The following is a 24,844-nucleotide window of genomic DNA, read 5'->3' on the forward strand; positions in this document are numbered from 1 at the left end:
TTCCGTGCTCGCCACCGGCGGCGGGCTCGGCTTCGTCGGCGGGCTCGGCTTCGTCGGCGTCGGCGTCGGCTCGGAGGCGGAGCGCAGATACGGGCCGGCTCTCACGGTCCCATCCGTGCCGTTCTCGGCAGATGTCGTTTCATACCGAGGCGACGGCGGCTCGTGGCGCGATTCCTCGCTCGCCGCGGCCGCTCTGCGCTCACGGAAGTCGTCGAGTTGAGAATCGAGGGTTCGACGGATCACTTCGAACGGCGCGTGCACGGACCTCACAGCGGACCAGCTCCGGCCAACTCCGCACCCGTCTCTCCGTCGGGGACCGCGATCGACTCGTCAGCGACTGTGACAGGCGGCTCCGGGTCCGGCGCGGGCGAGACTTCGGCGGTGGATTCAACCGGCACCTCGGGCTGGGGAATATCAGGCTGGTGTGTCGCGGGCTGGGCAGCTTCTTGCGGGTGTGTCTCCTGCATGGCTGCCTCCTGGCCGGCATCGAAAACTATTCTCGGCCAACCATTTTCGTCCAACGCCACGGTGACCGACACAGAGTTCCCGTCGGCGCCGGCGACATCGAGACTCACCCCACGACCGTCGGGCGCAATCGAGAAGCCCCACGTGTTGCCGCCGATCGAGAAAGAGATCGGCGCAGCCGCGGTGACGGATTCGTTCGTCTCGGCGACCGGCAAGGTCGACGGGAACGCGTCTGTCACCCACGCAGTCGCGGCATCGAAAGCATCGCCTACCGCGCTCGCGCACTGCGCACACGCTCTGTCGAATTCGTCGCGAGCCTCCAGGTACGCCGAACGAAAAACTATGTCCAGCCAGGGCGTCGAGGCACCACCGCGGGAAGCGACGCGGACCAACTGGTCGATCTCCCCCGCACCCAGACCGCCGATGATCGCCCGGTCCAGGCTGGCCACCTTGAAAGCCTTGTCTGCCAGAGCCCTTCGAACAGTCTGTGCGAGTTCGTCTGCCAGCACGATCAACAATGGCGCCGAATCCGCATCGGACCGAGCTTCTTGCCGCGCCGCGAAGACCTGATCTGCGACCGCGTCGACGTCGGAAACATTCCACACCGCAGGAAGATTCTCCGCCAGGACCGTCAGCATCGCGATCTCCGCGACCGAACCATCCACCGCCCCAGCCATGTCCGACACGTCTCGCGCCAGGGGCTCGAAATCGATGCCGGCCTCTGCGCGATACGAATCCTCGTAAGACGTGAGAACTCGTTCTTCGAACCCCAACCGAGTGGCCAGGTCGTGAAATCGGTCGAAAAACTGCAGTCCGCGGGCGCCGGCGTCCAGAATCTCGTCGGAACGCACGAGTGAATCACGCAGTCCAAGAATGTCTTCGAAAGAGTAGTAGCCGTTCGGAACTGCCTGGGCTGTATGGCTGTTCGCTATCACGAGGCCGACCCGCCGGAATCCCGCAACCGCTGCGCACCCTCACGGTCCACCTCGGCGATCACCTGAGCCGAGGAGGAAAGCCGGCGTCCCAGCGTATCGAGAAGGTCGGCACGCCCAGCCAATCGAGAATTCAGGGCCGACAATGCCGACGCCAAAGCGGCTCCGTGCTCGACGTAGTCACGGCCCGAAACGGCACCGCTCCATCGCAAACGCCTGAGCGGTGCCGCAGAATCGCGCAGACCCTGAGCCACAGACACCGCGTGGCGTGCCAATTCGTCTGTTCCAGCACGGTCGACGTCCACGAGCGCCCCCAAGTTTCAGCGGAACCACTCGCACGTCGAGCGGCCTTTGACTCCTTGGACGCAGCCGGGCGCAATTACGTTCCCTCAAATACGCGAACGCGTAGACGCTCTCTCGAAAACGCGCACGCGTAACGAAGAACTAGACCGAACCGACGATTTCAGCCAACTCGTCGGCCAGCTTCTGCGCGAGCGGAAGTTCGGTGGCCTCGACCATGACGCGGACCAGTTGCTCTGTCCCGGACGGGCGCAGGAGCACTCGACCACCGTCACCGAGAACGCGCTCGGCGTCCGCGACGGCTGCGAGTACCGACGGCGACGCTGCCACCGTCGCCTTGTCCCCGACCTTCACGTTGATCAGTACTTGAGGGAGGGTGGTCATCGTTGCGGCCAGTGCGGATGCCGACTCACGCGTACGAGCCATGCGTCCGAGCAGCCGGAGACCGGTGAGAATCCCATCGCCCGTGGTGCCGAACGCCGGCAACACGACATGGCCTGACTGTTCGCCGCCGAGGCTGTACCCGCCCGCGCGCAGTTCTTCCAAGACGTAGCGGTCACCTACGGCAGCAGTCACGATGTTGATACCTGCTTCGCGCATGGCGATGTGCAACCCGAGATTGCTCATGACGGTCGCGACGAGAGTGTTCTCGACCAACTCTCCGGCCTCGTTCATCGCGATCGCCAGAACTGCCATGATCGCGTCACCGTCGACCACCGCGCCGGTCTCGTCGACGGCCAGGCAGCGGTCGGCGTCGCCGTCGTGCGCGAGCCCTAGGTCAGCCCCGTGATCGACCACGGCTTTCTGGAGATTCTCCAGGTGTGTCGATCCGCAACCGTCGTTGATGTTGAGGCCGTCTGGATCGGCGCTGATCGCGATGACGCGAGCACCCGCTGCGGCGTAGGCAACCGGTGCGAGCGCGGAAGCAGCGCCGTTGGCGCAGTCGACGACAACGGTGAGTCCGGCGAGTGGCTCGCTCGCCGCGCTCGCCAGATGCGCCAGGTACAACTGAGCTGCGTCGTCGACCGTACGGACTCGGCCGATCCCGGCGCCTGTCGGAAGGACGGGTGGCGCGGTGCCGTCGAGTGCATCCTCGATCGCTACCTCGACCGAGTCGTCCAGCTTGTGTCCACCGGCTGCAAAGATCTTGATTCCGTTGTCCGGCATGGGATTATGCGATGCCGAAATCATGACACCGAGACTGGCGTCGAGCTTTGCCGTCAAGTATGCAACTGCGGGAGTCGGAAGAATACCCACGTCGAGCACGTCGACGCCTGCGGAACTCAGCCCGGCCGTCACTGCAGCTTGAAGCATCTCACCGCTGGCGCGGGGGTCGCGACCGATCACGGCGGTCGGACGTGCATCCGAGGTGTCGGCTGTCAGTACGCTCGCTGCGGCAACTGCCAATCTCAATGCAAGATCTGCAGTCAGATCCGAATTGGCAAGTCCACGAACACCATCAGTACCGAACAACCGACCCATAGAACGACTCCTGAATCCTGAGAACCTCGAAATTGGAACTTCGAGCATGGAATTTCTTCGAGAAACACAAGAGCGGGCGTCCGGTAACGATGGACGCCCGCTCTTGTGGTGAACAGGTGCCGAAGCAGACCCGTTGGGTCAACCTCGGCAAAGCATCAGCGCTTGGAGTACTGCGATGCCTTACGGGCCTTCTTCAGGCCGTACTTCTTACGCTCGACAGCGCGGGCATCACGCGTCAGGAAGCCTGCACGCTTGAGGGCCGGACGATCATCAGGGGTTACCTCGATGAGTGCGCGCGCGATAGCCAGACGCAGAGCGCCTGCCTGACCGGACGGGCCGCCACCGTGCAGCAGTGCAATGATGTCGAAAGACTCGGGACGCTCGACGAGCACCAGCGGAGCCTTGATCAGCTGCTGGTGAACCTTGTTGGGGAAGTAATCCTCCAACGTACGGCCGTTGAGCTTGAACTGACCGGTGCCGGGAGCCATCCGGACGCGAACGACAGCCTCCTTGCGGCGACCGACGGTCTGGACCGGGCGATCGAGGACGATCGGTGCGAGCGTAGCTGCAGCAACCTCTTCGACGACCTCGACTGCGTCAGCGGAAACAAGCTCTTCCACTGCTTCGATGTTCTCTTCGGACACGTTCTGCTCTTCCGGCGATGTCACTGTGCGACCTGCTTGATCTCGAACGGCACCGGCTGCTGCGCGGTGTGGGGGTGATTCGGGCCCGCGTAGACCTTGAGCTTGCTGCTCATTGCGCGGCCGAGCTTCGTCTTGGGGAGCATGCCGACAATGGCCTTCTCGACGAGACGATCGGGAGTCCTGTCGAGGACCTCACCGACAGTGCGGGACTTCAGGCCACCCGGGAATCCGGAGTGGTGGTAAACGTTCTTGCCCTGGAGCTTGTTGCCGCTGATGGCAACCTTCTCAGCGTTGATGATGACAACGAAGTCACCACCGTCGATGTGCGGTGCGTAGGTGGGCTTGTGCTTGCCACGCAGCAAGTTCGCTGCCTGAACGGCAAGACGGCCGAGCACCACGTCAGTGGCGTCGATGACGTGCCACGAGTGGGTCACATCTCCGGCCTTCGGGGTGTACGTAGACACAGATCTTCCTCGTCTTAATTCATTCCACTGCTGACCATGTGCGTATCGCGTAAACGATCCTCGGCGGCCAGTTGAGACCCGAGAACCGCCGGTCTCCACGCATTTCTGCCGGAGCCCTACGGCACGCCACCGATAGACGATACCGGTCTACCCACCGCCAGGTCAAAGCGCGGCCGGGTCAAAGCGCGGCCGGGTCAAAGCGCGGCCAGGTCAAAGCGCGGCCAGGTCAAAGCGCGGCCAGGTCAAAGCGCGGCCCTCCCTGCCAACAGCATCCTCGTCCAGCACGACTGCCCCGGCACCTGTCAGTACCGGGGCAGTCGGGTGTCATCACGACATGATTGCTGTCAGCGACCGAACCCGTTTGCGGCGATCCGATCAGCTTCCTGCATCTTCTCGGAACCGCTTGCCGTCGCTCCGGCGATCTGCGCGAGAACCATGTTCAGTTCTTCGGAGGCCTGGGCCCAGCGGCGCTGTGCGTCGTTCCACGCTTCGGAACCTGCGCCTTCCCAACCTGCTTGCAGCTTGTCCACGACAACTTTGATGTCGCCCTGCTTGTCGTTGATCGCTTTGGCCTGCTGTTTCATCTGATCGGACAGCATTGCGAGGCCGCCGAAGTCGTACTTGATCCTGTCGGACATAACTGCTCCCGGTTCGGTGTGACTGAAGAGATCTTGTGAGAACTACTGGCTGAGAACTGCTCGATCGAACTGTGAAGAGCTGACGGTCAGGACATGTTCACCGTCGCGCCGCGAAGCGAGCTGACGTTGTCGTCTTCGGTCGAGTCGAAGGTTCCCGCAGCCTGCTTGATCTGCTCGCAGATGTCGGTCAGAGCGGTGTCCAACTTCAGGGCCGCGCTGTTGTATCGCTCCATGATCCCTGCGTATTCGACCTGCGCCGCGCCGTTCCACGAATTGTGCGAAGCGTCGGCCTCCGATCGAACAGCGTTGACCAGTCCCCTGATGTCACCGAGATGTCCGTCGATGGTCCCCGCCGAATCGATCAATTCAGCGGTAGTTGCGGTAAAGCCCATGTCGTCCCCCTGGATTCGGTGAGTACCGTTCGGTATCGGCGATCACACACGACGGCTTGTCCGTCGGACGTGCACCGGGGTCGAGCGGAACTCCCTGATGTGCGCTACACATACTTTGACGCGACCTCAGTGCCAACGGTTCCGGCCCGACCGAAGAATATTTTCAGAACCAACCGATCCGAGGTCACGGCGTGAATTCGAGTGACTGCCACGTCCGCAGGCAGTCCGCTTCGAGACTGTCCCACTCGCCGAGAAGATACTGACAGCCGATACTCACTTGCCATCCGTTGTCGACGTACACGTGCCAACGCACCTCGGAGAAATCGTCCGGAAACTCGAGATACACCACTGCCTGTTTTCCTGCACCATCGTCGAGCACGGAAAACTCCCCGAAGCGCAAAGGGTCTTCGAACGTCGAAAACTGCTGACGCAAAGCAGCTTCGACGGAATCGAATCCCGCACCTTCGGCCAGGCGTTTCTCGACGACCACGATCATGCGATCCGCACCGGCGCTGGGCAACAAATCGGTACGCCCGCTCGAGGCCCCTCGCGGCACGAGTTTCCAATCGGAAGGTAGTTCTGCTGCAACGCTTCCCAGGTCCACACGCACGAGTTCCGGCGTGGCACCGGCGTCGATCGACGGCAGCGAATTCTTCGGGACAGGCTTTCCCTGCTCTTTCGACGCCTGCACGTTCTCGACATTGTCTTCCGCCGTAGCTGCGGCCGACTCCGCCGACGGAGAATCGCCTCGATCGCGAATGGACACCACGATCGTTGCCGCGGCCGCAGCGGCGACGGCGCCCACTACAAGCGCCACAGCGAACCGTCGACGGCCTCCGAAGTTCCCATCGACACGACGCGGCAGAGGGGCATTCGAGTCCGCGCGAGGAACCGACATCGCAATGTCCGGAGTGCCTACCCACCCGGCACCAAAAGCCGAATTGTCGACGATTCGCCCGGAACTGTCCCGCACGGTTGTCTGGCGAACGAGCGCTCGAGGATCCACCAGAGACGAAGCCACACGACTCTCGTCCAGAATTCGAATGCTCGCGTGACCGTGAACATTCGTCGACCCACGTTCGAGTGAAGCCGCAACCGCATGGGAGCGCGGCCCGACCAACACCACAGCGTCCCGAACCGACAAGTCACCGATCGCGGAAAACAACCCCGCAAGGTCTGCGATCTCCGAACTTTGTGCCCCGTCGATTCGTAGTTCACCGTCAACCTCACCGACTACGGAAGCGACCACCATTCCGCCGCGCAGTTCGAGGACGACACACCGCGATCGCCAGGCCGTATGCGCCGACCTCGCCGCCGCGATCGCGGTCGGCACGAGGACGACATCGTGCGCCACTCGCCGTGCGGCATCCAGCAATCGGCGCCTGCGCGGGACGCCCCAATCCGAGGGATGACTGAGATAAAGAATGTCTGCGTCGACGATTCCGCACCCGTCCATCGCGCTGGAGATCAGCCTGGCCAACTCCAATACGGTCGGGACAATCCGACCGTCCACGTCGACATAATCGTCGTCGACAAAATCGATTGCATTGACAACGGCCGTCCCGGGCCCCGACGCCGGTTCGCGTCTGAGGTCTGCACTGCAACAGAATTCGCGTTGACCCGATACGACCCAGATGTTGGATGTGCCCCAATGTACCGAGACCGACACCGCGGACGGAACGGTCACAGCGGTGGCATCCACGGAACTTGGACAAGTTGGGTTTGCGAGCGAGAAACGTAGACCCCACGACCTTCGGGCATTGCCGACGCGCGGACAGTGCCGACGAGATTTCCCTCGTCACGACTTCCGCTCATGATCAATCCGGCCGGTGCCATGTCGCGGATTCTCGCAATCACCGGTTCGTACAGAGCTCTGGCTGCGCCACCGGAACGGCGGGCAATCACCAGATACAAACCGATGTCCTTGGAATGTGGGATGTATTCGAGCAACGGCGCCACCGGGTTACCACTCGATGTGGCCACAAGGTCGTAGTCGTCGATCAGTACGTAAATCTCCGGCCCACTCCACCACGACCGTTCCCGTAATTGCTGCTGTGTCGTCTCCGCGTTCGGCATTCTGGCGGCAACGATCCGAGCCAGGTCGACCATCAACTCACCGAATGTCGTCGACGACGCCGAGTACCCGCCGAGGTGATTCCCTTCGACCACCCCCAGTAGGGAATGCCGATAGTCACCGATGATCAGCTTGGCCTGAGCCGGCGTATTCGACGCGATGATCCCTTCGGCTATTCCGCGCAAGAGAGATGTCTTCCCACACGCGGTGTCGCCGAATATCAAGAAGTGCGGGTGTTCCCGGAAGTCCATGTACACCGGGGCGAGGTCGGTCTCACCGAGCCCGATCGGTACGGTGAGGCACCGACCGTCGGCCGCACTCGATGAGGGCCACCGAGTCCCGACAGTTTCGAGAAGTTCTGCCCGCGAGTACGAATCCGGAAGCATCCGCACGGTCGGTGCCGGACGCGAATTCGACATGGCTGCAATACGTTCGACGGTCGCCGCCACAGCCGCACTCGAGTTCTCACTACCTGGCGTGTCGTCGATTCGAGGTAGTCCGGTGAGAAGGTGAAGTCCGTCGCGAGTGATGCCACGACCCGGTCGACGTTCCGGCACCAAGCTCGCTTTCTGGCGACCCGCATCCGAATCGCCCGGATCACCCAATCGAAGTTCGATACGTGTACCCAGTTGATCCTTGAGCGCCGGCCGAATCTCGGCCCACCTCGACGTCGTGACGATCACGTGCACACCGAAGGACAAACCTTGACCCGCGAGCATGTTTATCTGAGGCTCGAGTGATTCGAAATCCGAACGCACGCTGGGCCAACCGTCGACGACGAGGAAGACGTCACCGTACGGGTCCTCTCGGAGTCCCGCAGCCGCTCCTTCTCCGGTGGGATCAGCTGTTCGCAATCTACGGAAATCGGCCATGGATTCGATGCCGAGGTCACGAAACAGTCGCTCGCGTTTGGCGACCACACCGAGTACCTCGGCAACTGTGCGCCGGACGCGGTCGGAATCCAATCGGTTTGCCACCGATCCGACGTGCGGCAGATCTTTCAATCCGAGGAGCGTTCCACCACCGAAGTCGAGGCAGTAGAACTGAATCTGTTCTGACGTGTGCGTCATGCTCAGAGACAAGATCAACGTGCGCAATGCCGTCGACTTTCCCGACTGCGGGCCACCGACGATCGCGAGGTTGCCCGTCGATCCGTTGAGATCGGCGACGAGTAGATCGCGGCGCTGATCGAATGGCCTGTCGACTATGCCGAAGGGTGCGCTCAGATTTCCGCGAGGTTGATCACCGGCCACCCACCGCGGCAACAACTGGTCGAGCGTCGGAGATGACTCGAGCGGTGGGAGCCACACCTCATGGGCACGTGGACCGTGACCGCGCATGCGGTCGACGAGGACTCCCATGAGAGAACGTGCATCGTCACCGACTTCACCCATGTCGATGACGTCGGGTTCGACGGGAACGACAACAGCCTCCGGGCCGATCACCGGCGTCGCGGTAAAGGGCAGCGGCGCAAGTTCGACGGGAGAATCGACCGAGAATCGAGTGGGCACTATCCGCTCGCCCTCGTACGGGCCTGACACGTAGGCACCTTGGAAGCGGACGATCTCCGCCGAATCGGACTTCAGGTATCCCGCACCGGGTGTGCCCGGTAGGTGATAAGCATCGGGAACGCCGAGGACGGAACGAGACTCGTTCGCCGAGAACGTTTTCAAACCGATCCGATACGAAAGATGGCTGTCGAGACCGCGTAGCTTTCCTTCGTCGAGTCGCTGACTGGCCAACAGCAGGTGAATGTGAAGTGACCTACCCAATCGCCCTATCGCCACGAACAATTCGGCAAATTCCGGCTGTTGACTGAGCAGTTCGGAAAACTCGTCGACAACCACGAAGAGCGCAGGCAACGGATCGAGTGCAGCGCCGGCCAGCCTCGCCTTCTCGTAGTCGGAGACGTTTGCGAAGTTTCCTGACGCACGCAGCAATTCTTGTCGACGGTTCATTTCGCCGGCGAGAGCGTCCCTCATACGATCGACCATCGCCAATTCCTCGGCGAGGTTGGTGATGATCGCAGCAACGTGCGGCGCCTCTTCGAGGCCGAGAAAGGTTGCACCACCTTTGAAGTCGATGAGGACGAGGTTCAGTGCGTTGGGTGAGTGCGTCGCGATCAGGCCGAGCACCAACGTTCGCAGGAACTCCGACTTACCGGAACCGGTGGCTCCGATACACAGCCCGTGCGGGCCCATACCGTTCTCGGCCGACTCCTTCAGATCCAGTTCGACGGGGTTTCCGTCTTGTCCGACTCCGATCGGCACGCGGAGTCGATCGCGCCCCTGACGTGGCAGCCAGCCATGCTCAGGATTGAACCTCGCAATGTTTCCGATCCCCAACATCTGACTCCAGGTCCGAACGGACCGGTCGTCGTCAGCTGCGTCGACGGCGTTCTGCGATGCCGCACGGAACGGTGCGATGCGACGTCCGAACGACTGCGCCAGGCTGGTCGACGCCGCGTCGGGCGTCGCAAAGTTCTCGACTCCTGCGCTGCTCACCGCACCGATCTGATCGCTACCGACGACCAGTCGCAAACCGCGCGCCGCCGCCAGTCGCGGGCAGAACCCGCACAGATCGAGGACGGTCACCGAGTCGAGCCCGGATTCGGTCAACAGGCCGGTGTCACCTTCGAGCAACCCACCGTCGACGACCAACACGAGATGCGGGACACCCGCACTCGCCGGAGTGTTGCGAGCGAATCGAGCCCGCATCGAAAGCGGTTCCCCGAGGGAACTTTCGAACTCGAGATACGAACCGAACACCATGCGTGAAGCACCCGCGCCGTCCTGAGACTCCGGGTGTTGCACGTGTGGGAGCCACTTGACCCACTCCCACTCGGATTCGGTATCGGGTCCGCACACCACCGCAACTTGGACCGTGTCCGGACCATGGAAAGTGCACAGCTGCATCAACATCGAGCGGACAAGCGCACGAGCTGAATCTCGCTGCCCCTCGATGGACATCGCAGCAAATCCGCGAAGTGAGACGGCGGTCGGCAGGTCCTGTACAACCGAATGCGCACGGACGAAACGCCGAAGGGAGACAGCAGCGACGGGTTCGAGATCCTCGACCGGACCGGTCTCCGGAGATACGAGTCTGGTGGCCAATCGCTGTGTACCCAGACCGACACGAACGTGACAGTAGTCCGAGTCGGTGATCTGACGCTCCCACATCCGCACAGTTCCGGCGAGTGTCCAGAGCAGCGACGGCTCGGGATTGCTCCATTGAAGAGCAGCACGCTGCGCACCGGACGTCGCAGCGACATCGCTGCGCATCTGATCCAGGTACCGCAGGTAGTCCTTGCGGTCCTCGTTCGCTTCGGAAGCTCTTGCTCCACCGCTACGACCGCCCCCGGCAAGCATCCCGAGCATCGACACCATCATCATGACCGGAAACAGCAGGGACATCGGATTGCGCGCCATGCCGGAAGAAAACATCAGCGCCACCATGCCGATCATGGCAACTACCATGATCACCGGAAATAGTTTGGTCAGTAGGTTTCCCGGCGTGACACGAGGAATCTCCGGTGGGGCCTGCAGCGTCAGCTCGCCGCCCGGTGTGCGCGGCGATTCGCGGCGCGCTCGACGCGCAAATCTGACAGTACTCAATTCACCCACCCCATCGGTGCTGCGGCTGATGCCGCCATGCGCCTCGTCCGACTATCACCGGCCCGCCCCCCAAGGCGTGATCGCGCAATTGCAAAAGAGTAGATCACAACACCGACACTCGGGTCGGTACCACCAGTTGTCGGAGCTCTCCTGACACGGGCGCGCACTTCATGTCGTATTGTTCGGGTGAACTGGGGTGACGCGAAGGGGGAATCGCGTCATAGGAGGGGAAAGATCTTGACCAGCATCACTACAACCAGCGCTGCGAACACCGGAAACGGACGACGCGCGAGTCATTCTGCCGAGCTGTGCAGGTTGACGGTACTTTCAGCGCACTCGCAGGTGGATCTTGCGGTGCCGCTTCGTGTTCCGCTCGCGGTGGTCATTCCGGGCATTGTGGACACAATTGTCAATCACAGCAATTTCAACGAGTTCGACCAGAGCACCGAACAATTCGAGCCCGTCGACTGGACTCTGTCCAAAGTCGGCAGGGCACCGCTGTCACCGACGCTGTCGTTGCACGAGCACGGAATCCGCGATGGGGAATTGCTCGTACTCGATGCTGCGGACACGGCTGCCCCACCCCCACTTTTCGACGACATCATGTACACCGTCGCGGCCACGGACGCAGACATCTACCGACGCTGGACTCCGATCACCGCGCGCATTGTCGGCTCGAGCGCCGCCCTCGTCGCTGCGCTCATCGCGGCCCTCACCCTGGTCCTCGGCGATACCGGGCTGATCGGCGCCGTCTGCGGCGGAGTCACGTCCTTGGTGTTCACCGTCGCCGCGGTCGTGACAGCGCGCGTGTACGGAGACACGGCAAGTTCCGTCACGCTCGGATGCGCGTCGGTGCCGCTGGCGTTCGTCTCCGGCGCACTCTGCGTACCCGGCACTGTTCTTTCGGCTCATCTGCTTCTCGGTTCGGCATTTGCAGCCGCGGTAACTCTGATCTGCCTCCGCCTGTGCGGTGCCGGACTAGCTGTTTTCACCGCACTTCTCGTCGTCCTTCTCGCGGTCGTGGGCACCTTCGCCGTCACGACGACGCTTCCCGAGGCGCGCACCGCGACCGTCAGCGGCGCGGTGATTGCCACAGCATTGATCGTTCTGACGTTCACCGCTCGACTGTCTATGTTGTTCGCGCGACTACCGCTTCCCCCGGTTCCGACACCGAGTAATCCCCTCGACGACGACCGTGACGGACTGCCCGAGCCCGAACTACCCGGGCTGACCGAGTTGGCTGAAAGGGCAGGGCGGGCCCGTAGCTATCTGACGGGGCTGATCGTGGCCACGTCAGTGGTCGCACTCACCGCTGCCGTCGCACTCGCGTGGTCCTGGCCTGGTCAGGGGATCGTCTGGCCGAACCTTGCTCTCGCTTTCGCGACTTCCGTCGTGTTGATGTTTCGTGGGCGCACCTACGCGGGCGCGCAGCAGGCGATCCCACTCATCACGGCCGGGATCTCGGTGATTCTCGTTCTCCTGGGCGACATGGCATGGGCGCATCGCGACTATGCCATGGTCATCTTCGCCATCACGATGATCGTTCTCCTCCTGGCACTGATTCTGGGAATCCTCGCCCCCCAGAACACATTCAGCCCCGTGATGCGACGAGCAGCAGAACTGTTGGACCTCGCTGCGATTGCAGCAATCGTTCCGTTGATCTGCTGGGTCAGCGGACTCTTCGCGCTCATGCGTGGCCTCTGAGCGATCGGTGATCGATGGTGATTCGACGTGCAACAAACATCTGCGCCAGTCTCGTGATCGTTGCCTTCAGCGTTCTCGCCGGGGCGGGTGGCGCATCGAGCGCGGTTCCTTCCCCTGTCGATCCTGCAATGCTGCCGGAGGACGGTCCGCCTGCACCTCCACAACCCACCGAACAACGAACCCTGTGCGTCCCAGCCGTGGCAGTTGGTGACGGTGCGGACATTCCACGTTCTCAACAAGATCTGGGATTCGATTCGGTGTGGCCGATCACCCGAGGGGCAGGACAGCGAATTGCTGTCATCGATACCGGCGTCAGCAGGCATCCTCGGCTACCGTCGCTCGAAGGCGGCGGTGACTACGTCGGGACCTCCGACGGCACCGACGATTGTGACTCACACGGAACAGTCGTGGCCGGTCTCATTGCCGCCGAACAGGTCGAGGGTTCCGGATTCTCCGGAGCTGCACCGGACGCACAGATCATCTCGATCAGGCAGTCCAGTGCAGCCTTCTCGGTGGCCGGCCAACGCGAAGACCCGGCCGTAGCCGAGAACTCATCCGGGTACGGAAACGTCGACACCATGGCATCGGCCGTCCGTCACGCTGCGGACATGGGTGCCAGCGTCATCAACATCTCCGAAGTCGCCTGTAAACCTGCCGGGGACGGGATCAACGACCAACGACTCGGCGCTGCAATCGAATACGCCACGATCGCGAAGAATGTCGTAGTCGTCGCAGCTGCCGGTAACGTCGGATCCGGAGGTTGCAAGAACCAGAATCCACCACCGGATCCCCTCAATTTCCAAGCCGATCCATGGAACTCGGTTGTGACGATTGCCAGTCCGGCTTGGTACGACGACTATGTACTCACAGTGGGGTCGGTAGACCCCAATGGCGCCGCCAGCTCCTTCAGCCTCGGCGGTCCATGGGTCGACGTGGCGGCGCCCGGCACCGGAATCACCTCACTTCACCCGACGTCGCCGGGTCTGACCAACGGAGTCTACGGTTCCGACGGCGCCGTGCAGTCGTTCAACGGGACCAGTTTCGCTGCGCCCTATGTCGCGGCAACCGCTGCGTTGGTCAGGTCAGTTCACCCGGAACTGACTGCACTTCAGGTCATACAACGTATCGAAGCCACCGCCCACGCTCCGGCGCAGGGCTGGAATCCCTACATCGGTCACGGCGTCATCGATCCGCTCGCCGCAGTCACGGGCGAATTGGTCCCAGAAGAACGCGTCAGGGTCAACCATCAGTCGGTACCGATCGATCCCCTACCCACGCCACAGGCCCCCGACAACCGATCTCGCGACGCGGCACTCGTCGGAGCCGGAACCGTCGGTACTCTCGCCTTACTGGCACTGTTGGCGTCGATGCCCATACGTCGAGTAATTCGTCGGCGACTTCCCGAACGACGGGACGTCGATCTCTGAACTGTCGGACGAGATCAGTTCACCGGAGCGGCCGGCGCTGAATCGGGGGCGACTCCGTCGTGAGCTATCAGTGCATTACTCTTCTCGAGCGCAGGACCTGATGCAAGTAGTTCGAGCAGCTGCCAAGGCGCGCGATCAGGCGTTCGCGTCAATCCGAGGGCGCGAGCGGAAGTTTCGTCCGGTACTCCGTATTTCACACCCGTATCGGCTACGTAGAATACTCCGTCGTGTCTGGTGCTGTTCGTCTCGATTCCGGTCGCTTGAACGAACCCGCCGAAACCCTGTTCGACATGGACGCTGTCGAGATTGTCACCCGATCCGTCCGCCTGCGCCAAGGACACCAACTTGCCACCCTCCGGGATCGGAACCTGCAATCCAGCGATGAGTTTCAGGGTTGCAGAACTACTTTCGCCGCCCTCGACGGCAGGTGAGGGACCCCATTCCAGACAGCCGACAGGTGCGTCGTGATCGTCGAGTACCGCTGGAGCCACCAGCGGCAACGAGTCGACGGCCAGCTCACTCACCGAGGGGATACGACTGATGGCATCTGGGGTGACGCTGGTGATCCCGGTAGCGCCCTGCGAATCCGAGAAGTAGATCAGTTGGGCAACTGCCGCGCCGACCTTCTGGATACCGTTCTCGAGTACCACGTAGTACTGCGGGTCCGCACCCACCGAAACCTGGACGACGGAGCCGACAGTCTTGTTCTGCAGAGGAAACCGGGGCGCTGATCCCAGTTCGGGAATTCGCGGAGCCTCGACGCGCGGGACTTCGGGAATCGAATTGAGGAATCCGGTACTGATCGGACGCGCCTGTGCCCCTTCCAGTCCCAAAGCCCGCATGATCGCCGGATTATCCACATCGATTGCCGCTCGCTTCCCGTCGTACACGAGAAAGTGATCGGAACCCGACTTCACCAGAAATCCACTGTCATTCGTCAGATATGTCGTGTTATCACCGACATTGGACGAGCCGACCAGGACCGAAGTCGTCAACGATCTTCTCCCGTCGGATCCGACGGAATCGCATACCGTCCACAAGGCGTTGGTCGGGTCGGACGATTCCGGCAGCGCGGACGGTGCGCCGGGAATGCCGACGAGCGCGCCCCGGGGTTTCGCCTCGACCTCGGATGCCTTGACCATTGCCGGTTTTCCTGGCGAACCCAGAATCAGTCGAGCGGAGGCCAAGTTCAGCACAGGACGAAAAGTACCCTCCATGGCGACGAACATTGCGCCCGATTCTTTTGCGACCACAATGTCGGCATCACCGATCTTGTCCTGTGGCCGAAAGAGGGCGAGTACTGCGCATCCCGCCAATCCCAGTGCGGCGAGGACTATTCCGACGGTGAAGGCGCGCGACTGAGATCGCATCGGATCATGAAGCATCCGTACGTCTCGTCTTACCAGCGCATGTTCCATCCGCCTGACCAAGAAACGGTATCCGTTGACCTGCCAGCGCGTGGTAGGTGTTGCAGCCATCATTCCCCCCGTGCCTTACATCCCCTTGCGAAGACACAGTACAGTTTCGCTGGGGCGGAAATTTCGGGTAGTAGGCAGGTCAGGTATCGGGGAGGAACCGTGGACCGATCGCGGTTGAAGCATTGGCCGTCGTCGCACAGGATTTCGGCGCGCGAATTCGTGTCGGCACAGATTCTCGGAATCGGTGCGGGCGGAATCGCGATGGTCAGTGGGCTGGATTGGCTCTGGGCGCTGACAATTGGTTGTGTGGTTGCCGGATCAATGCTGCTCCATGTGGGCGGTTGGTCGGTAATGTCCTGGATTGCCAGGTACTTTCGCTATCTTCGCCACAAGAACGTGGACGGCGGAACGATCGTCAGTTTTCACACCCCCTCCGAGCAGTCGATCGGGCTGCGAGTGGACGGATCTTCACTCGTCGCTGTCGTCGAGATCGCTCCACCGCGCGACTACCTGACCAGGATCGGGCGTCATTCGTTCGACGCGTCCCATCTTCTGCCCACGGCTGCGCTCGTGGATTGTCTTCATCAGCAGGACATCTCGCTCACCGGCATCGACATTGTCAGTCACGGATATCGCGCCGCATCCGGAACCCCGGCCACCGAAGTCTACGAACGACTCATCGGACCGCTACCAGCCACCGCCACCAGAAGTGTGTGGCTTGCACTACGTTTCGACGCACTCGAGGGTTCTGCAGCAGTCGAGCGCCGCGGCGGGGGTGAACAGGGCGCGGGCCGCGCGATCGCTGTTGCCGCCAATCGTGTCATCCGGGTTCTCGATACAGCGGGATGCAAGGCGCGGATCCTGACCGCACCGGAAATTGCCTCGTCCACTGCCCAGGTGACAAGAGGAGTGGACAGCGATGAGGTCACCGAAACGTGGCGAAGTACCCCGTTGCCCGGCGTGTCCAACGTGGGATACGGGATTGAACCCCGCTTCATCACCACCTCGACCCTGACTCGAATATGGGCAGTGGCAACGGTCGGGACATCCGTGACAATTCGTTTGCGCCCCAACGGCGAACGCGGAGAGGCGAATGTCAGCGCGACTTGCCGTTTCACCACGCGCAATCCACCTGAGAACGCACCGTTGGCCGGTTTGCTCTCGTTACGGGGGCGCCAACGCGACGGACTGTTGACCAACCTGCCGACCGCACTGACGGCGCTGGACCCGATCACGCCGCACATCCGCATGGACGCAGACACACTCGACTCGCTCGCTCTTCCTCTTGCCGGGTGCGGCCAGCTCATCGGCTCCGACCGAAACGGGAACGGTGTCACAGCAAGAATTTCGGGGCCCGGCGTCAACACGGTCTTTGTCGCCGGCGAACTCTATCTAGCTCAGCAATTGATCTTCAGAGCCATCGCGACCGGCGCACGAGTACTCATCCACACTGATCGACCGGAAGCCTGGACCGCGCTCACCGACTCCATGGGAGTGCCCGACCGACTCCGCGTGTCCGGTCAGGGCGGTGGGCCTGAAGGCTCCTTCAACACTGTCGTGTTCGACGGAGTCGAGGGGCTGCCTCCGCGTGCCGGCGTGACCGCGATCTACGTGTACGGACATCCGCGCCAATGGCCTCGGATCGACCCTGAAATTTCGATAGTCCAGCCATTCGCACTCGGCGACAAGATCACGGTCGAAACCGGCCGCACTCGCGTCGAACTGACCCTGGTGACCATTGCTTCCGAGACCTCGTTCATCGGTCGTCCACGAGCCGGCGACGCTCACCAGATGGCGTGATCGCGTAGGTTCCCGATCAGCCGGGGTATGGGTCACTCGCACGCTGCGTACGCAATCCGCTCCCCCACCAATGCAATTCACGAATCATCTTCTCGGTCGCATCGATCGCAATCGGATCGATGCCGTACGGCTCGTGTCCGAATTGCTTACGAACCCGGTGAATGGTCACGCTTTGACGCACCGAGACCATGTGCAACTCCGCCACTACTTGCCTCAGCTGTTCGACGGCCCGAACACCACCTGAAATCCCGCCGTAGGACACGAAGCCGATCGGCTTGGCCCGCCACTCGTGCTTCACGGAATCGAATGCGGTCTTGAGGGCAGCCGGATATCCGTGGTTGTATTCGGAGGTCACGGCAACAACAGCGTCGGCGCGCCCGATTCGCTTGCGGAAAACCTCCGTGGCAGGTGAATCCGAGAAATCCTGGGGCAACGACAGCTCTCTGAGGTCGATCACCGACACCTTCCACGACGGGTTCGTGGTTGCGCGCTCGACAAACCAATCCGCCACTGCTCGTCCTATTCGCCCTTCGCGGACCGAACCTACGATGACTTCGACGTTCAAAGGTGCCATGAACATCGATGCTAGCGACCTCTCACGCAGTGATCCCGTCCGTGATGAGTGCCGCCAATTCCCGATACGCGCTGGCGTCGTCCAATCCCGTTGCCCGATAAACCGCGCGTTGCTGGATCCGAACCATCGTCGCCGCGGCCGCATCGGCAACAAATGACGCGTGTACCTGCCGGAATGCGCCCGAATCCACCCCCTCCACGATCAGTGCTCGCACGCGATCCGCGGCGATCGAGGTGTTCTTCTCGTAAACCTGGCTCGCCGACGCCGATTCAGACAGGTCTTCCATGAATTGACGGGACGCCGGGGACAATTGATCACCGACTGCTTCGAGATAGACCGCCACTCGACGAGTGGGCGTCGCCTCTGCAGCGACGGCGCTCTCCACCGCATCGGTCGCCGCACGGAAGAAGTGAACTGTCACCGCCCGCACGAGGTCCTCCTTGCCGGCCGCCACGGTGTACAAGGTGCTCTTGGAGCAGTGCAGACGAGCTGCGATCTCGTCGAGCGTGAGGTGGGCGAAACCCTCGCTCAGGAACAGCTCGACCAATTGATCGAACAGTTCCGCCCTGCGCGCAGTCGTCTTGCGAACCAGCCTTGCCATACGCAAGACAGTACTGCAGTATCGTTCTCAGTACTACTACCTAGCTAGGAGCCGACCGTGCCCGTCGAACGCCTGATGCCCAGCCAAGAAGCTCGCGATCTCATCGAACTGACGCGTGATGTCGCGGACAAGGTACTCGCGCCCAAGGTCAACGAATACGAGAAGGCCGAGAAGTATCCCGACGGAGTGTTCCCTGCACTCGGACAAGCAGGCCTACTGAGCCTTCCGTATCCCGAGGAGTTCGGTGGCGGCGATCAGCCGTACGAGGTCTACCTCCAAGTCCTCGAAGAGATCGCCTCTCGCTGGGCCGCGGTTGCGGTGGCGGTAAGCGTGCACAGCCTGTCATGCTTCCCGCTGTTCACCTTCGGCACCGACGAACAGAAGAACCGTTGGCTTCCGGACATGCTGGGTGGCAACACCATCGGCGCATACAGCCTCTCCGAAGCGCAGGCCGGATCCGACGCCGCCGCTTTGTCGTGCAAGGCGACGCCCACCGAAGGCGGTTACCGCGTCAACGGCTCGAAAGCCTGGATCACCAACGGCGGCAAGGCGGACTTCTACAACCTCTTCGCCCGCACCAGTGACGACGGCTCACGCGGGGTCTCCTGCCTCCTGGTGGACAAGGACACCGAGGGCCTCAGCTTCGGTAAACCAGAAGAGAAGATGGGGCTACGCGCGGTCCCCACTGCCTCCGCGAACTACGACGACGCCTTCATTCCTGACGAGCGATTGATCGGTCAGCGCGGACAGGGGCTCCCGATCGCCTTCAGCGCGCTCGACTCCGGCCGACTCGGAATCGCTGCCGTTGCCGTCGGAATCGCCCAGGGCGCGCTCGACGACGCGGTCGCTTACGCGAAAGAGCGCAAGGCATTCGGCAAACGGATCATCGATCACCAGGGACTCGGATTCGTGCTCGCCGATATGGCTGCCGCAGTTGACTCCGCTCGTGCCACCTACCTCGATGCTGCCCGCCGCCGCGACGCCGGAGTGCCGTATTCGCGCAATGCCAGCGTCGCAAAGCTTGTTGCCACCGACGCGGCAATGAAGGTCACCACCGACGCCGTTCAGGTATTCGGTGGGTACGGATACACCCAGGACTTCCCCGTCGAGCGCTACATGCGCGAGGCCAAGATCACGCAGATCTTCGAGGGCACCAACCAGATTCAGCGGCTGGTCATCGCGCGCCAACTGGCGGGATAGCCGCCCGATACGAATGCCCTCCCACACCGGAGTGGGAGGGCATTTTGTATGCAGCCGATCAGTCGCCGCAGCATCCACCCGAAGACGGAATCTCGCGGGTCTCACGGGTAATCGCGTTCCTGGCAGCCAGTTCCGAGTAGTCGGGGTAGTCCACGCGGACCAACGAAAGTCCGTGCGCCGGCGCAACGAGGATGGAACTGGACCGCGAAGTTTCGTCGAGCAAACCTGCCAGCCAGTCGGCGGTGCGCCGTCCCTCACCGACGGAGAGGGCTGCGCCGACGAGACTGCGAACCATCGACCAGCAGAATGCGTCCGCATTCACGTAGGCCGTGAATACCGTGCCCTCTTGTGCCCAGTCGAATCGTTGCAGCTCTCGCACCGTCGTGGCACCTTCTCGACGCTTGCAGAATGCCGCGAAGTTGTGAAGGCCGAGAAGCCGATTCGACGCTTCCTGCATCGCGCCGAGATCGAGTGGTTTGGGGTACGACACGGTATCGCGTGCGCGCAGGGGTTCCACGCCGAATGCCGCGTTGGTCACCCGGTACTCGTAATAGCGTCGCATCGCCGAGAATCGCGCGTCGAACTCACCGGGAACCACCGAGATCTGTTTGACCCGAACGTCCTTGGGCAAGAATCGTGCGAGCCTGCGCACAAGTCGCGAAGGGTCGTCCGGGAGCAACTCGCCCGGGACGTCGACGTGCGCTACCTGCCCGGTTGCGTGGACACCAGCGTCCGTTCGACCGGCAACAGTGAGCTGAACCGGTTGTCGTAGTACCGTTCCCAACTTGTCTTCGATCTCGCCGCACACGGTGCGCAGGTCGGTCTGACGGGCCCAACCCGAGAAATCGGTGCCGTCATAGGAGATGTCGAGCCGCAATCGAACGAGCCCGCCGTCCCCGGTGGGGGCGGCGGGCTCGTTCGATTCAGCGTGTGCCGAAACCAAGGGAGACTAGTCCTTCTTGGCCTCTTCGGCCTCGGGAGCGTCGGCCGCAGTTGCGGTCTCGTCCTCGATGGCCTCGACGACTGCGTCAGCGTTCTCGACCTCAGCCTCGGTCGCGTCGGCCTCTACGGCCTCGACGACGTTCTCTGCGGCGGGAGCTTCCTGCGAGGACTTGACGCGACGAGCGCGATCAGCCTCGGAGGTGACCGTCTTTTCCTTGACGAGCTCGATGATTGCCATCGGAGCGTTATCACCCTTGCGGGGGATCGTCTTGATGATGCGGGTGTATCCACCGTTACGGTCCGCGTAGAACGGGCCGATCTCGGCGAACAGGGTGTGAACGACATCCTTGTTACGGATGACCTTCAGCACCTCACGACGGTGAGCCAGCGTGCCGGCCTTTGCGTGCGTGACGAGCTTCTCGGCGTAGGGGCGCAGTGCCTTGGCCTTGGACTCGGTGGTGGTGATGCGACCGTGCTCGAAGAGCGCGGTAGCCAGATTGGCGAAAATCGCCTTCTGGTGGGAAGCCGACCCGCCGAAGCGGGCACCCTTCTTGGGCTTGGGCATGATGATCTCCTAGTAAAGGACCTGAGCTGCTACAGCTGTTCGGTCTCGGCGTAGTCCTCGGTACCCTCGGCATCGCCGAAGGAACCGGCATCAGTGTCACTCCACGTTCCGGTGGCGGCGTCGTAGCCGGCAACGGTGGTGGGATCGAAGGATGCGGGGCTGTCCTTGAGGGACAGGCCGAGCGAATGCAGCTTGACCTTGACCTCGTCGATGGACTTCTGTCCGAAGTTGCGGATGTCGAGCAGATCGGACTCGGTACGGCCGACAAGCTCACCGACGGTGTGAACACCTTCGCGCTTGAGGCAGTTGTAGGAGCGGACCGTGAGGTCCAGATCCTCGATGGGGAGTCCGAAGGAAGCGATGTGATCAGCCTCGGCGGGCGAGGGTCCGATCTCGATTCCTTCTGCTTCGACGTTCAGCTCACGGGCCAGGCCGAAGAGCTCAACCAGGGTCTTGCCCGCAGAAGCGAGCGCGTCCCGTGCGGTGATGGAGTTCTTCGTTTCCACGTCGAGAACGAGCCGATCGAAGTCGGTGCGCTGTTCGACGCGAGTGGCCTCCACCTTGTAGGTGACCTTGAGCACCGGCGAGTAGATCGAGTCGACCGGGATACGGCCGATCTCTGCGCCGGACGCCTTGTTCTGGACGGCGGGGACATAGCCGCGACCGCGCTCGACAACGAGCTCGATCTCCAGCTTTCCCTTGTCGTTCAGGGTGGCGATGTGCAGATCAGGGTTGTTCACGGTGACGCCTGCCGGGGGCACGATGTCGCCTGCGGTAACAGCGCCGGGGCCCTGCTTGCGGACGTACATGGTGACCGGCTCGTCCTCTTCGGAGTTCACGACGAGGCCCTTGAGGTTCAGGATGATGTCGGTGACATCTTCCTTCACGCCCGGGACGGTGGTGAACTCGTGGAGAACGCCGTCGATACGGATGCTGGTGACAGCAGCGCCGGGGATCGACGAGAGCAGCGTGCGGCGCAGCGAATTGCCGAGCGTGTACCCGAAACCTGGCTCCAGGGGCTCGATGACGAACTTCGAGCGGTTATCAGCGATGACCTCTTCGGTCAGCGTGGGTCGCTGAGAAATGAGCATTGGTATTTCCTCCTGTACGGACGTCCACTATTTGACGCCCACGATGGGAAAGGGCCTGCGGCCCCGTGAGTGGTTGAGGAATCCGGAGACTCCTCAACCACTCACGGGGTGCGGAGCACCTTACTTCGAGTAGTACTCGACGATGAGCTGTTCCTGCAGAGCGATGTCGATCTGCGCGCGCTCGGGAAGCTGGTGAACCAGGATCCGCAGACGCGAGCCGACAACCTGCAGCCACCCGGGAACCGGGCGATCGCCGACGGTCTCACGCGCAACCTGGAACGGAAGCGTGGAGAGCGACTTCTCCTTGACATCGATGATGTCGTACTGCGAGACGCGGTAGCTCGGGATGTCGACCTTCTTGTTGTTCACGAGAAGGTGACCGTGCGTGACCAGCTGACGTGCCTGACGGCGCGTGCGAGCGAGGCCTGCGCGGTACACGACGTTGTCGAGACGCGACTCGAGGATGCGAAGCAGGTTCTCACCGGTCTTGCCGGGGCGGTTGTTCGCCTCCTTGTAGTACAGGCGGAACTGCTTCTCCATGACGCCGTAGGTGAAGCGAGCCTTCTGCTTCTCCTGCAGCTGGAGCAGGTACTCGCTCTCCTTGATACGCGCGCGGCCGTGCTGTCCGGGCGGGTACGGGCGACGCTCGAATGCCTGGTCGCCTCCAACGAGGTCGACGCGCAGACGACGCGACTTGCGGGTGATGGGTCCGGTATAACGTGCCATTTTCTTCTACCTATCCTTCCCGCTATACCCGACGCCGCTTGGGCGGACGGCAGCCGTTGTGCGGCTGGGGGGTTACATCGGAAATGGTGCCGACCTCGAGGCCAGCAGCCTGGAGGGAACGGATTGCGGTCTCGCGACCGGATCCCGGTCCCTTGACGAAGACGTCAACCTTCTTGACACCGTGCTCCTGCGCCTTGCGGGCAGCGCTCTCAGCAGCAAGCTGAGCGGCGAAGGGAGTCGACTTACGCGAACCCTTGAAGCCGACGTGTCCCGAAGACGCCCAGGAAATGACATTTCCGGCGGGGTCCGTGATGGACACGATGGTGTTGTTGAAGGTGCTCTTGATGTGAGCGGCGCCGTGCGGGATGTTCTTCTTATCCCTGCGACGCGTCTTCTGGGTCTTCTTCGGACCGGTGCTACGTGACTTCGGGGGCATTACTTCGCCTTCTTCTTGCCGGCAATGGTGCGCTTCGGACCCTTACGGGTACGGGCGTTGGTCTTGGTGCGCTGACCACGCACGGGCAGACCACGACGGTGGCGCAGGCCCTGGTAGCAGCCGATCTCGATCTTGCGACGGATGTCGGCCTGAACCTCGCGGCGAAGGTCACCCTCGACCTTGAGCGACTCCTCGATGTACTCGCGGAGCTTTGCAAGGTCCTCGTCCGAGAGGTCCTTGCTCCGGAGATCCGGGCTGACGCCGGTGGCGTCAAGGATTTCCTTGGAGCGGGTACGGCCGATGCCGTAGATGTATGTCAGTGCGATCTCCATGCGCTTTTCGCGAGGAAGATCAACACCAGAGAGACGTGCCATGGTGGCATTTCCTTATCGGTGTGCGGAGGTCTGCTCCCAGCCCTTCCCCTGTGCCTCTTGCCGAGTACCGACGCCCGAAGGCGCAGATGATCTCATCAACTAACTCAGTGGGGCCCCGGCCTCCGTGCCGGGGGTGAACCATTGTCCGACCTTGGCGATCGGTGAACGATCGCGTGGGGTCTCGTCAACAATGGCTGGTACTGGGAGGTCTTCTTTGCTTGTTGCCAAGCAGATCTTCGAAAAGCTAGATCTAGCCCTGACGCTGCTTGTGACGCAGGTTCTCGCAGATCACCATGACTCGACCGTTACGGCGAATCACTTTGCACTTCTCGCAGATCTTCTTGACGCTCGGCTGAACCTTCACGTCTTCTGATCTCCTGTTTTGTCGCAGCCTGCCGCGATGAACCGCAGCAGACATACTTCTCCCTGACCCAGGTCAGGTCCGGGAAGTTCGTTACTTGTAGCGGTAAACGATGCGTCCGCGCGACAAATCGTAGGGCGAGAGCTCTACGACAACGCGATCTTCCGGGAGGATGCGAATGTAGTGCTGACGCATCTTTCCGCTGATGTGGGCGAGGACCTTGTGGCCATTCTCGAGCTCAATGCGGAACATCGCATTGGGCAGCGGCTCGACTACTCGTCCTTCGACCTCGATGGCCCCGTCTTTCTTAGCCATATCCTCCGCGATCCGTTTGGTTTGGCATGCTTCGTGCATCGGCTTCCGTTACATTGGCACGCAATGGAAAGATCGCCGGCAGTTCGCGGGCCCGATCCCGGAGCGATCCGGGCGTAGGCACACGAACTATCGACGCGCATAGCGCACCGCCTAGCCATGTTACGCGATGTAAACGACCAGGCCAAATGCGCCTCCGGTCAGGGTGACGACACACACCGCTCCCCCGTCGAAAAAGTCCCAGCCTCGACATGAGGCTGGGACTTTTTCGAACGTGAAACATGCTCGCTGCCAACACTTGTCAGCGA

The 24,844-nt window shown here is 62.0% G+C and carries 25 protein-coding genes; 5 read left to right on the top strand and 20 right to left on the bottom strand.

Annotation, left to right across the window (positions count from 1 at the left end; genetic code table 11):
• Positions 1 to 4: 4 nt before the first annotated feature.
• Positions 5 to 220: a hypothetical protein gene (locus ACFWEM_RS14595; RefSeq protein WP_378534444.1), complete on the top strand. Its 216-nt coding sequence runs from the start codon at positions 5 to 7 to the stop codon at positions 218 to 220.
• Positions 221 to 266: 46 nt separating this feature from the next.
• Here the strand turns inward: ACFWEM_RS14595 and ACFWEM_RS14600 are convergent, their stop codons facing one another.
• The 9 genes from ACFWEM_RS14600 to eccCa form a co-directional block, all read right to left on the bottom strand.
• Positions 267 to 1,400: a hypothetical protein gene (locus tag ACFWEM_RS14600; protein ID WP_378534446.1), complete on the bottom strand. Its 1,134-nt coding sequence runs from the start codon at positions 1,398 to 1,400 to the stop codon at positions 267 to 269.
• On the bottom strand, positions 1,397 to 1,702 hold the full coding sequence (locus tag ACFWEM_RS14605) for a hypothetical protein (RefSeq protein ID WP_378534448.1): 306 nt from the start codon (positions 1,700 to 1,702) through the stop codon (positions 1,397 to 1,399). The genes ACFWEM_RS14600 and ACFWEM_RS14605 overlap by 4 nt, the downstream gene beginning before the upstream one ends.
• 139 nt (positions 1,703 to 1,841) lie before the next feature.
• Positions 1,842 to 3,179 carry a phosphoglucosamine mutase gene (glmM, locus tag ACFWEM_RS14610; protein ID WP_378534450.1) on the bottom strand — a complete coding sequence of 446 codons (1,338 nt, stop codon included), beginning with the start codon at positions 3,177 to 3,179 and terminating at the stop codon, positions 1,842 to 1,844.
• A gap of 155 nt (positions 3,180 to 3,334) precedes the next feature.
• Positions 3,335 to 3,847 (bottom strand): 30S ribosomal protein S9, encoded by a 513-nt coding sequence (gene rpsI, locus ACFWEM_RS14615; RefSeq protein WP_230812265.1) that lies wholly within the window; start codon positions 3,845 to 3,847, stop codon positions 3,335 to 3,337.
• Positions 3,844 to 4,287 carry a 50S ribosomal protein L13 gene (gene rplM, locus ACFWEM_RS14620; RefSeq protein ID WP_019747566.1) on the bottom strand — a complete coding sequence of 148 codons (444 nt, stop codon included), beginning with the start codon at positions 4,285 to 4,287 and terminating at the stop codon, positions 3,844 to 3,846. The genes rpsI and rplM overlap by 4 nt, the downstream gene beginning before the upstream one ends.
• A 344-nt stretch (positions 4,288 to 4,631) precedes the next feature.
• Positions 4,632 to 4,925: a WXG100 family type VII secretion target gene (locus tag ACFWEM_RS14625; RefSeq protein ID WP_003940975.1), complete on the bottom strand. Its 294-nt coding sequence runs from the start codon at positions 4,923 to 4,925 to the stop codon at positions 4,632 to 4,634.
• A gap of 86 nt (positions 4,926 to 5,011) precedes the next feature.
• On the bottom strand, positions 5,012 to 5,317 hold the full coding sequence (locus ACFWEM_RS14630) for a WXG100 family type VII secretion target (protein ID WP_003940986.1): 306 nt from the start codon (positions 5,315 to 5,317) through the stop codon (positions 5,012 to 5,014).
• A 184-nt stretch (positions 5,318 to 5,501) separates the two neighbouring features.
• Positions 5,502 to 7,004: a type VII secretion-associated protein gene (locus ACFWEM_RS14635; protein ID WP_378534453.1), complete on the bottom strand. Its 1,503-nt coding sequence runs from the start codon at positions 7,002 to 7,004 to the stop codon at positions 5,502 to 5,504.
• Positions 7,001 to 11,005 (bottom strand): type VII secretion protein EccCa, encoded by a 4,005-nt coding sequence (gene eccCa / locus ACFWEM_RS14640; protein WP_378534455.1) that lies wholly within the window; start codon positions 11,003 to 11,005, stop codon positions 7,001 to 7,003. Before eccCa ends, ACFWEM_RS14635 begins: the two co-directional genes overlap by 4 nt.
• 237 nt (positions 11,006 to 11,242) lie before the next feature.
• On the opposite strand from eccCa, the gene eccD reads away from it, so the two are divergent.
• Positions 11,243 to 12,709, top strand: coding sequence for a type VII secretion integral membrane protein EccD (gene eccD, locus ACFWEM_RS14645; protein WP_378534457.1), 1,467 nt, complete (start codon positions 11,243 to 11,245; stop codon positions 12,707 to 12,709).
• 14 nt (positions 12,710 to 12,723) lie between these two features.
• On the top strand, positions 12,724 to 14,136 hold the full coding sequence (gene mycP, locus ACFWEM_RS14650) for a type VII secretion-associated serine protease mycosin (RefSeq protein WP_378534459.1): 1,413 nt from the start codon (positions 12,724 to 12,726) through the stop codon (positions 14,134 to 14,136).
• A 14-nt stretch (positions 14,137 to 14,150) separates the two neighbouring features.
• Here the strand turns inward: mycP and eccB are convergent, their stop codons facing one another.
• Positions 14,151 to 15,617: a type VII secretion protein EccB gene (gene eccB, locus ACFWEM_RS14655; RefSeq protein ID WP_378534461.1), complete on the bottom strand. Its 1,467-nt coding sequence runs from the start codon at positions 15,615 to 15,617 to the stop codon at positions 14,151 to 14,153.
• Positions 15,618 to 15,713: 96 nt separating this feature from the next.
• On the opposite strand from eccB, the gene eccE reads away from it, so the two are divergent.
• On the top strand, positions 15,714 to 17,354 hold the full coding sequence (gene eccE, locus ACFWEM_RS14660; RefSeq protein ID WP_378534463.1) for a type VII secretion protein EccE: 1,641 nt from the start codon (positions 15,714 to 15,716) through the stop codon (positions 17,352 to 17,354).
• Between the two features lie 16 nt (positions 17,355 to 17,370).
• Here eccE and ACFWEM_RS14665 read toward each other — a convergent pair whose 3' ends face one another.
• Positions 17,371 to 17,928: an NADPH-dependent FMN reductase gene (locus ACFWEM_RS14665; protein ID WP_378447816.1), complete on the bottom strand. Its 558-nt coding sequence runs from the start codon at positions 17,926 to 17,928 to the stop codon at positions 17,371 to 17,373.
• 22 nt (positions 17,929 to 17,950) lie between these two features.
• On the bottom strand, positions 17,951 to 18,529 hold the full coding sequence (locus tag ACFWEM_RS14670; protein WP_378503995.1) for a TetR/AcrR family transcriptional regulator: 579 nt from the start codon (positions 18,527 to 18,529) through the stop codon (positions 17,951 to 17,953).
• 57 nt (positions 18,530 to 18,586) lie between these two features.
• Here ACFWEM_RS14670 and ACFWEM_RS14675 point away from each other — a divergent pair, with 57 nt between their 5' ends.
• The gene (locus ACFWEM_RS14675) at positions 18,587 to 19,729 is read left to right on the top strand and encodes an acyl-CoA dehydrogenase family protein (RefSeq protein ID WP_230812255.1); all 1,143 of its coding nucleotides are present in this window, start codon (positions 18,587 to 18,589) and stop codon (positions 19,727 to 19,729) included.
• Positions 19,730 to 19,787: 58 nt separating this feature from the next.
• Here the strand turns inward: ACFWEM_RS14675 and truA are convergent, their stop codons facing one another.
• From truA to infA, 8 genes are all read right to left on the bottom strand, one after another.
• Positions 19,788 to 20,672: a tRNA pseudouridine(38-40) synthase TruA gene (gene truA / locus ACFWEM_RS14680; RefSeq protein ID WP_378534465.1), complete on the bottom strand. Its 885-nt coding sequence runs from the start codon at positions 20,670 to 20,672 to the stop codon at positions 19,788 to 19,790.
• A 6-nt stretch (positions 20,673 to 20,678) separates the two neighbouring features.
• Positions 20,679 to 21,236 (bottom strand): 50S ribosomal protein L17, encoded by a 558-nt coding sequence (gene rplQ / locus ACFWEM_RS14685; protein WP_020906897.1) that lies wholly within the window; start codon positions 21,234 to 21,236, stop codon positions 20,679 to 20,681.
• 29 nt (positions 21,237 to 21,265) lie between these two features.
• The gene (locus ACFWEM_RS14690) at positions 21,266 to 22,327 is read right to left on the bottom strand and encodes a DNA-directed RNA polymerase subunit alpha (RefSeq protein WP_003941016.1); all 1,062 of its coding nucleotides are present in this window, start codon (positions 22,325 to 22,327) and stop codon (positions 21,266 to 21,268) included.
• A gap of 120 nt (positions 22,328 to 22,447) precedes the next feature.
• Positions 22,448 to 23,053, bottom strand: a complete 606-nt coding sequence (gene rpsD / locus ACFWEM_RS14695; RefSeq protein ID WP_003940769.1) for a 30S ribosomal protein S4 — start codon at positions 23,051 to 23,053, stop codon at positions 22,448 to 22,450.
• Positions 23,054 to 23,075: 22 nt separating this feature from the next.
• Positions 23,076 to 23,489: a 30S ribosomal protein S11 gene (gene rpsK, locus ACFWEM_RS14700; RefSeq protein ID WP_003940683.1), complete on the bottom strand. Its 414-nt coding sequence runs from the start codon at positions 23,487 to 23,489 to the stop codon at positions 23,076 to 23,078.
• Positions 23,489 to 23,863, bottom strand: a complete 375-nt coding sequence (gene rpsM / locus ACFWEM_RS14705; protein WP_003940834.1) for a 30S ribosomal protein S13 — start codon at positions 23,861 to 23,863, stop codon at positions 23,489 to 23,491. Before rpsM ends, rpsK begins: the two co-directional genes overlap by 1 nt.
• A gap of 250 nt (positions 23,864 to 24,113) precedes the next feature.
• A complete protein-coding gene (gene rpmJ, locus ACFWEM_RS14710; protein ID WP_003938068.1) occupies positions 24,114 to 24,227 on the bottom strand; it encodes a 50S ribosomal protein L36 in 114 nt (37 codons plus the stop codon).
• A 90-nt stretch (positions 24,228 to 24,317) separates the two neighbouring features.
• The gene (gene infA / locus ACFWEM_RS14715; protein ID WP_003418601.1) at positions 24,318 to 24,539 is read right to left on the bottom strand and encodes a translation initiation factor IF-1; all 222 of its coding nucleotides are present in this window, start codon (positions 24,537 to 24,539) and stop codon (positions 24,318 to 24,320) included.
• Positions 24,540 to 24,844: the final 305 nt, after the last annotated feature.

Source organism: Rhodococcus sp. NPDC060176 (genome assembly GCF_042728675.1).
Lineage (GTDB): Bacteria > Actinomycetota > Actinomycetes > Mycobacteriales > Mycobacteriaceae > Rhodococcus_F.

What these genes read in the sequence shown, in the direction of transcription:
- glmM (WP_378534450.1), bottom strand. Translation starts at nt 3,179, where the DNA reads ATGGGTCGGTTGTTCGGTACTGATGGTGTTCGTGGACTTGCCAATTCG.
- ACFWEM_RS14625 (WP_003940975.1), bottom strand. Translation starts at nt 4,925, where the DNA reads ATGTCCGACAGGATCAAGTACGACTTCGGCGGCCTCGCAATGCTGTCC.
- ACFWEM_RS14630 (WP_003940986.1), bottom strand. Translation starts at nt 5,317, where the DNA reads ATGGGCTTTACCGCAACTACCGCTGAATTGATCGATTCGGCGGGGACC.
- mycP (WP_378534459.1), top strand. Translation starts at nt 12,724, where the DNA reads ATGGTGATTCGACGTGCAACAAACATCTGCGCCAGTCTCGTGATCGTT.
- eccB (WP_378534461.1), bottom strand. Translation starts at nt 15,617, where the DNA reads ATGATGGCTGCAACACCTACCACGCGCTGGCAGGTCAACGGATACCGT.
- ACFWEM_RS14665 (WP_378447816.1), bottom strand. Translation starts at nt 17,928, where the DNA reads ATGGCACCTTTGAACGTCGAAGTCATCGTAGGTTCGGTCCGCGAAGGG.
- ACFWEM_RS14670 (WP_378503995.1), bottom strand. Translation starts at nt 18,529, where the DNA reads ATGGCAAGGCTGGTTCGCAAGACGACTGCGCGCAGGGCGGAACTGTTC.
- rplQ (WP_020906897.1), bottom strand. Translation starts at nt 21,236, where the DNA reads ATGCCCAAGCCCAAGAAGGGTGCCCGCTTCGGCGGGTCGGCTTCCCAC.
- ACFWEM_RS14690 (WP_003941016.1), bottom strand. Translation starts at nt 22,327, where the DNA reads ATGCTCATTTCTCAGCGACCCACGCTGACCGAAGAGGTCATCGCTGAT.
- rpsD (WP_003940769.1), bottom strand. Translation starts at nt 23,053, where the DNA reads ATGGCACGTTATACCGGACCCATCACCCGCAAGTCGCGTCGTCTGCGC.
- rpsK (WP_003940683.1), bottom strand. Translation starts at nt 23,489, where the DNA reads ATGCCCCCGAAGTCACGTAGCACCGGTCCGAAGAAGACCCAGAAGACG.
- rpsM (WP_003940834.1), bottom strand. Translation starts at nt 23,863, where the DNA reads ATGGCACGTCTCTCTGGTGTTGATCTTCCTCGCGAAAAGCGCATGGAG.
- infA (WP_003418601.1), bottom strand. Translation starts at nt 24,539, where the DNA reads ATGGCTAAGAAAGACGGGGCCATCGAGGTCGAAGGACGAGTAGTCGAG.